Raw genomic sequence first — 4,733 nt, 5'->3', positions numbered from 1 at the left:
AGTTCTGATTTGCTTAGATATTTGACACAAAATACCCCTGATTCCTTGCATTATTTCTTGGAAGATACCTGGAATAAAATCACCCTTTATGAAAATAAAGCTGTAGAAGCCACTGCTGAAAAAACAGGAGATGATGAATATTTGGTGACATTGATGGTTTCCTCTCAGAAATTATATGCAGACAGTCTCGGTCGGGAAACGCCAGCAATTTATGATGGGGATTATCTGGACATTGGGATTTTTGCCAAAGAAGATAAAGATGATAATAGCCGGAACAGGACCAATCCGCTATACATCCAAAAACACAAAATAACTCCGGGAGAAACCAGACTTCAGATCAAAGTGCAAGGCGGAGTGCCTGTGAAAGCAGGAATTGATCCTTACAACAAACTTATTGACAGAATACCGGATGACAATGTGATGAATGTCAACCTTTGAGGTCTTTTTCAGACCTCGAAGGTTTTTTCCTGAAAGAGCCAAGAACCAAGGCCTGTCCCGAGAATCGGGAAGCCAAGAACCAAGAAAGAGAAAAGAATCAAAACCTGCCCCGATGCTTTTATCGGGGAGCCACAACCTGTCCTTAAGCAAATCTGGAGGACAAAGCATGTCCCGAGTATCGGGGAATTATAAAAAAAACCAGAGCCAGAGTCTCTATACCCAATGATCCGAAGCTACAAGCTTCGGATAACGGATCATGCATTTTTGCAGTATAGCCTTAGAAATGTCAACAAAACCATTCGCTCATTGGGAATTAATGATGAGCCCAACAGGGAGTATTCCTCAAAATTACCTCAGTTAAGTTTGATGGACATGAGGGCTAAGGCAGTACAGATTTTTGAAAACGGGAGTTATTTCCATCCTTATGACCTGTTTTTTGAAGGATATATGGCCTGGTAAAAAGTAGGGGATTTGTTGCCTTTTGATTATGGGAGGGTGGATTGATCTGGAAATAATATTATACTATTTAAACTGTACTTAGCAAATAGTAATACTATTTGTAAAGTGTACTTGTAAAATAGTATTACTATTTGTGAAGTAGAAATAAAAACGGCTTGAATTTCTATTCAGGTGGTTTTTCTATACCTGAGATAGAATCATCTTCCCCACATTTTATTACCACATGGATTGATTGAGCACATAGTTATTAACCAATCACTTTTGTTCTAATAAAGATGAATTCCGCTATTTTTCAGATTGGGTTTACTACACAAAAAAACCTTTGAGATCCTGCCTTCACGGTAGGGAAGATCTCAAAGGTTAAGGAGGCAGACCTTTGAGATTTTTTAAACCTCGAAGGTCTTGAGGGTTTAGCTTCTATGCTTATCTTGATCGAGATTTCTACTATAAAACCTTCGAGGTCCTGACGTCACAGTAGGGAAGACCTCAAAGGTTTAAGACCTCAAAGGTTATATTTTACTTTCTCTTTGCTTTTTTCATCGGGTTATCGCCTGTAGACACTCCTCGGGCGCCACCTGCTCCTTTAAATATCTCAAACCTACTTGGCTCATATTGTCTTGGCCAGTAATTGTTGGTTTCGTCTATATCGGCGGTTTCCCTAAATGGATCAAGAACAATACTCTTCACTTCTTTCTTCTTGGCAAATACCTTGCTTACTTCCCACTCATTAAGTCTCCAGATTTCTGCCGGAATCCTTTCCACTTCCGAAGTTCCATCTGTATAATTGAACTGAATGATTAAAGGCATCACCAAACCTCCGATATTTCTGAATTTCATTTCATAGAAATTCAAACCACTATTTAGCAATTCTCTTTCTTTGGGACTCAGTTTTGCAATAAAATCTTTATAAGCCTTTTCATCATCCGGTGTCACTGAAAAAGGATTATAGCTATAATAGAAATCCCTGGTAGCCGGATCTGCCTCTACAACGGTCACAGGTGTATCTTTCAAATTATAGGTTTTGCTGATATAAGTTTCCTCTCTATCAAAGGCTTTCTTTTCATCCGCTTTTTTCTCGGCAGGGGTTCTGTTGTCCAATTTGTACCAGTTTACTGACTCCAAAGAAATATCAACAGGATCTGTCCCATAAAACCAGCCTCTCCAAAACCAATCCAAATCGATTCCTGAAGCATCCTCCATCGTTCTGAAGAAATCATCCGGCGTAGGGTGCTTAAACATCCATCTTTGTGCATATTCCTTGTAAGCATAATCAAACAATTCACGGCCCATGATGGTTTCCCTCAAAATATTCAGACCCGTTGCCGGTTTCGCATAGGCATTGGGACCAAACTGAATAATGTTCTCAGAATTGGTCATGATGGGCTCCAACAAGTGTTTTTCACTGCTCATGTAAGGCACAATTTTGTGAGCTGCTCCTCTTCTTGAAGGAAAATTCCTGTCCCACTCCTGTTCGGCAAGGTATTGCATAAAAGTATTCAATCCTTCATCCATCCAGGACCACTGACGTTCGTCAGAATTGACTATCATGGGGAAGTAGTTGTGACCTACTTCGTGGATAATTACTCCGATCATGCCGTTTTTGATGGCTTCTGAATAGGTGCCATCGGCATCAGGCCTGCCATAATTAAAACAGATCATTGGATATTCCATACCATTGGAAGCCTCCACAGAGATGGCTACCGGATACGGATAATCAAAAGTTCTTGCTGAATAGGATTTAAGCGTATGTGCCACAACTCTTGTGGAATATTGTCCCCAAAGTGGATTGGCTTCTCTGGCATAGTAAGACATGGCCATCACTTCATTTCCACCCTGCTTCACTGCCATGGCGTCCCAAATTAGTTTTCGGGAAGAAGTCCAGGCAAAATCCCTGACATTCTCAGCATGGAATTCCCAAGTTTTTTTGTCTCTTGCTTTTTGTTTTTCCAGTCTCTCAGCTTCCGCTTGGGTACGGATGATGACGGGTTTGTCAAAGGTCTTTTTAGCGGTATTCCATCGGTCCATTTCGACAGTACTCAATACCTGTTCAGGGTTTTGAAGCACGCCTGTGGAACCTACCATGTGGTCTGCTGGAACTGTGATTTTCACTTTGTAATCACCAAAGGTCAGGGCAAATTCACCTCTTCCAACAAACTGCTTGTGTTGCCAGCCTTCAAAGTCAGAATACACTGCCATTCTTGGGAACCACTCTGCCATGGTGTAGAGGTAGTTTCCATCCTTTTCAAAAAACTCATATCCAGGACGTCCACCAATGAAACTCATCCTGTCGTGTATATTGAAAGTCCAATCCATGGTGAATTCGGTTTTCTCTCCGGCTTTTAATGGCTGCGGCAAATCTACTCTCATCATGGTCTGCACAATGGTCACAGGGATATCATTTCCACCCATATCCTTTACTGAAAGTATTTTATATCCCAGATCTAGGTCATGCCATAAGATGCTTTCCAGTTGCCGCATGGACATCCTTGGGTTGATGGTACTCTCCGCAATTTTCGGGGTATTGGAATCCTTGGCACGCTCATTTTGGTCAAGCTGTATCCAAAGGTATTTGAGGTCATCGGGGGAATTGTTGAAATAGGTAACCTTCTGCCAACCTTTGATGGACTGATTGTCATCATTCAATTCAACTTCAATTTCGTGATCTGCTTTTTGTTGCCAGTACATGTGGCCCGGTGCACCGGAGGCTGTACGGTAAACATTGGGTGACCTCAGCATGGGGCCTAACTGCTCAAATCTTTCTGCATGATTCTGTTCTGACCATTGGGCCATGGCCGATAAGCCACCCAAAAATAGCAGCATTAAAACAAGGGATACTTTTTTCATATTTACTTATTTTACTCTAAATCAATTTGTTAATTCTATGTTTTTGCTTGCCTTATTGTTAGCCAACTTATTTTCTGGAAAAGGACAGAAGACCGAAGACGGAAGATGCTCCAATTTTTACATTTGCCTTTCCACTGACTTGCATGAACGAATTTTTTGTGACAAATTGGCAATACAATTTTTCTATCCTCCACAGCGGACAAGTTTTTCTAATCTTCCAATTTTACAATCTTCCAATCTTTAAACCCTCTTCCCTACCAAAACTTCGTGTCAATCATCATCATCACCGCCATTCCCAGTACAATTGATGATATAATCAATGCCCAGTCTTTTTTGTTTACACCAACTATTCCAACCAAAATCCCTGCTACCACCATAAAGATGGCCACAATCACCAATTGACCTACTTCCAATCCTAAATTGAAGGCCAATAGGGGTTGGAATATCGAAGCTTCCTTTCCCAACAATGACCTCAGGTAATTGGAAAAACCCAAACCATGGATCAGTCCAAAGAAAAGCGCAAAGAAATAATTGACCTGAATTCCCCGACCTGAACTTGGCTTTGGAGAAAGGATGTTGCTGAAAGCTGTGATGGCTATTGTGACCGGAATAAGGAATTCCACCCAATCAGAACTGATGCTGACCAATTTAAGGGTGGCCAAAGCCAGGGTGATGGAATGGCCTATGGTAAAAGCAGTCACCAGAATGATGATTTTCTTCCAGTCCCGCAATACATAAATGGCACAAAGTGCTACTACGAATAATATATGATCGAATCCTTTAAGATCCAGAATGTGTTGAATGCCTAATTGAAAATACAGTTGAAACTGTCCCATGCGCGCTTTAATAAATTATAACCTGAATAATTTTCAAGACTGCGAGTATAATGTATAATTTGCAAAGAAAATAAAATTAAGGAAGCCTTATGCAATTGAATTACATTTTCATGCTCTTTTTGGGATGGAAGGTGTTTTTTCACCCTTTCTACATCA

The 4,733-nt window shown here is 40.7% G+C and carries 4 protein-coding genes and 1 pseudogene; 2 read left to right on the top strand and 3 right to left on the bottom strand.

All coding sequences use genetic code 11. The features are described 5' to 3' along the window. Both ACEW8O_RS11080 and ACEW8O_RS11075 read left to right on the top strand, forming a co-directional pair. Positions 1-438 (top strand): annotated as a pseudogene (locus tag ACEW8O_RS11080) (hypothetical protein); the annotation flags it as partial. A gap of 222 nt (positions 439-660) precedes the next feature. Then, entirely contained in the window at positions 661-897 is a 237-nt protein-coding gene (locus ACEW8O_RS11075; RefSeq protein WP_373494695.1) for a hypothetical protein, read from the top strand. Positions 898-1,413: 516 nt separating this feature from the next. On the opposite strand, the gene ACEW8O_RS11070 is transcribed toward ACEW8O_RS11075, so the two are convergent. The 3 genes from ACEW8O_RS11070 to ACEW8O_RS11060 form a co-directional block, all read right to left on the bottom strand. Further along, entirely contained in the window at positions 1,414-3,741 is a 2,328-nt protein-coding gene (locus ACEW8O_RS11070; RefSeq protein ID WP_373494694.1) for a M1 family metallopeptidase, read from the bottom strand. Between the two features lie 254 nt (positions 3,742-3,995). Further along, entirely contained in the window at positions 3,996-4,577 is a 582-nt protein-coding gene (locus tag ACEW8O_RS11065; RefSeq protein ID WP_373494693.1) for a HupE/UreJ family protein, read from the bottom strand. After that, positions 4,547-4,733: hypothetical protein (locus ACEW8O_RS11060; RefSeq protein WP_373494692.1), on the bottom strand; the 187-nt coding region annotated here is incomplete at its 5' end. The genes ACEW8O_RS11065 and ACEW8O_RS11060, both read right to left, overlap by 31 nt.

The sequence above is a fragment of the Aquiflexum sp. genome (assembly GCF_041749095.1).
In the GTDB taxonomy this organism is placed as follows: domain Bacteria; phylum Bacteroidota; class Bacteroidia; order Cytophagales; family Cyclobacteriaceae; genus Aquiflexum.
Note: the sequence above shows the minus strand (reverse complement) of the source record. Positions and strands in the feature narration are given on the sequence as shown.

Excerpts from the sequence above, each read along its gene's own strand:
- ACEW8O_RS11075 (WP_373494695.1), top strand. The coding sequence starts at position 661 with ATGATCCGAAGCTACAAGCTTCGGATAACGGATCATGCATTTTTGCAG.
- ACEW8O_RS11070 (WP_373494694.1), bottom strand. The coding sequence starts at position 3,741 with ATGAAAAAAGTATCCCTTGTTTTAATGCTGCTATTTTTGGGTGGCTTA.
- ACEW8O_RS11065 (WP_373494693.1), bottom strand. The coding sequence starts at position 4,577 with ATGGGACAGTTTCAACTGTATTTTCAATTAGGCATTCAACACATTCTG.